Origin of the sequence: Microcystis aeruginosa LEGE 91341 (assembly GCF_015206885.1) — a bacterium.
Taxonomy (GTDB): domain Bacteria; phylum Cyanobacteriota; class Cyanobacteriia; order Cyanobacteriales; family Microcystaceae; genus Microcystis; species Microcystis aeruginosa_H.
In genome coordinates, this window is sequence record NZ_JADEXY010000262.1 from 1 (window position 1) to 1,508 (window position 1,508).

4 protein-coding genes are annotated in these 1,508 nt (G+C 37.2%); 1 reads left to right on the top strand and 3 read right to left on the bottom strand.

The annotated features are described in order from the left end of the window. Nucleotides 1–290 precede the first annotated feature (290 nt). Nucleotides 291–617 carry a DUF433 domain-containing protein gene (locus IQ234_RS20730; protein WP_002772039.1) on the top strand — a complete coding sequence of 109 codons (327 nt, stop codon included), beginning with the start codon at nt 291–293 and terminating at the stop codon, nt 615–617. Between the two features lie 43 nt (nt 618–660). On the opposite strand, the gene IQ234_RS20735 is transcribed toward IQ234_RS20730, so the two are convergent. From IQ234_RS20735 to IQ234_RS21460, 3 genes are all read right to left on the bottom strand, one after another. After that, on the bottom strand, nt 661–960 hold the full coding sequence (locus IQ234_RS20735) for a type II toxin-antitoxin system RelE/ParE family toxin (RefSeq protein ID WP_079209615.1): 300 nt from the start codon (nt 958–960) through the stop codon (nt 661–663). A gap of 2 nt (nt 961–962) precedes the next feature. Next, nucleotides 963–1,223, bottom strand: coding sequence for a ribbon-helix-helix domain-containing protein (locus IQ234_RS20740; RefSeq protein ID WP_002786779.1), 261 nt, complete (start codon nt 1,221–1,223; stop codon nt 963–965). Nucleotides 1,224–1,282: 59 nt separating this feature from the next. Further along, nucleotides 1,283–1,508, bottom strand: a 226-nt coding sequence (locus IQ234_RS21460; protein ID WP_228008650.1) for a hypothetical protein, incomplete at its 5' end; no start/stop codon positions are given.

The following is a 1,508-nucleotide window of genomic DNA, read 5'->3' on the forward strand; positions in this document are numbered from 1 at the left end:
CTTAATAAGGAGGGTGCCGATCCCCCCTTAGTCCCCCCTTAATCCCCCCTTAATAAGGGGGGCATCTGAAAGTTTTTAATACCTATCTACTTAATAAGCTGCTGTGCATCTAAATGACATATTATTGAAATCAAAAAAACACCTAATTTGATTTTGGATTTCCCTTGTTTCAATCTAACTGATAACTGTTAACTGTTCACTGTTAACTGAATAGTGGGAGGTTTTCAAACCAAATTTTCTGGTAAAATGATTAAGGATAATTGGCCAAAACTTTATGAGGATTTAAGCCTGTGATCATCAAAGAGTTAGAAGAGCAACTTCTTGCCCTCAAACCTAGGGAAAAAGTGCAGGTAATCCAGTTACTTGCTCAAAGTCTTGGTGGTGATTGGCAGGGAATTGAGAAAACGCCTAAAGTTTGCGGCGGACAAGCCTGCATTGCCAATACAAGAATTCCAGTTTGGGTGTTAGTAGAAGCTCGTCGTCTTGGTTATAGTGATGCTGATTTATTAACAAGTTATCCGACTATTAAGGCTACGGATTTAGCTAATGCTTGGGTATATGCGGCAGCTCATGAAGATGAGATTGATTTGCTCATTGAGCAGAATGAGGCAGTTTAGGGGATGGCACGTTTTTATGCAGATGAATTGCATCATTCAACCTTTATTTTATCTCAGAGAATAAAGCATCTAAATCTTGACGACCATTAACAATTCTTAAAATTTCCACCGTTTCATTAATTACTCGATAGAAAATAATATATCCATCTAAAGGTAAACCTCTCAATGATGGTTTAATATGACTATAGCTGCGTCCTAACTTGGGAAATTGTACTAATTGTTGACACTTTTTGTAAAATTTTCTGAATAGTTTTTCACCTGCTTCAATATTTACTACTAAAAAATAATCGGCAATCTTGTTTAAATCTTGACTGGCTGAAGGCGCAATAATATAACGATTCATAATTATTTTTGTTGCGCTTTTTTAAATTTTTCGAGTATATCATTTATGACCTTTTCTCCATCTAATCCCTCTCCATTATCTAATTCTGCTATGGCAACGTCAATTTGTTGACGAGTTTCTTCTACCCATTGTAAGTAATCTTGATCGAGGATTTCTAGCAAGTAAAAAGCGGTATCTATGACTTGTTCTGAATTATTAAATCTGCCACTTTTTAACTGTTTTTCGATAAATTGTTCTTGATTTGGTTTTAGTTGAATATTCATGATGATTTTTGTAAGGTTAAGGGTTAAGTCGAGTGTCCTGTTTCATTTTACTACAAGCATTAGCTAAAATAGGTTAGTAGAGCGTAGCGTAGGTTGGGTTGAACGATAGTGAAACCCAACACTTTTAAATAATTGGGTTGGGTTTCGTTCCTCAACCCAACCTTGTATATTGAGAGAGGTGGTAGACCGTCCCAACCTTGGTCGGAAAAGACCGCTTCGTAGCAAGGGTCACCACCATAATCTCCCTGACAAAACTCGAACAGTCGCCGGGGTCGTGGCGAAAAC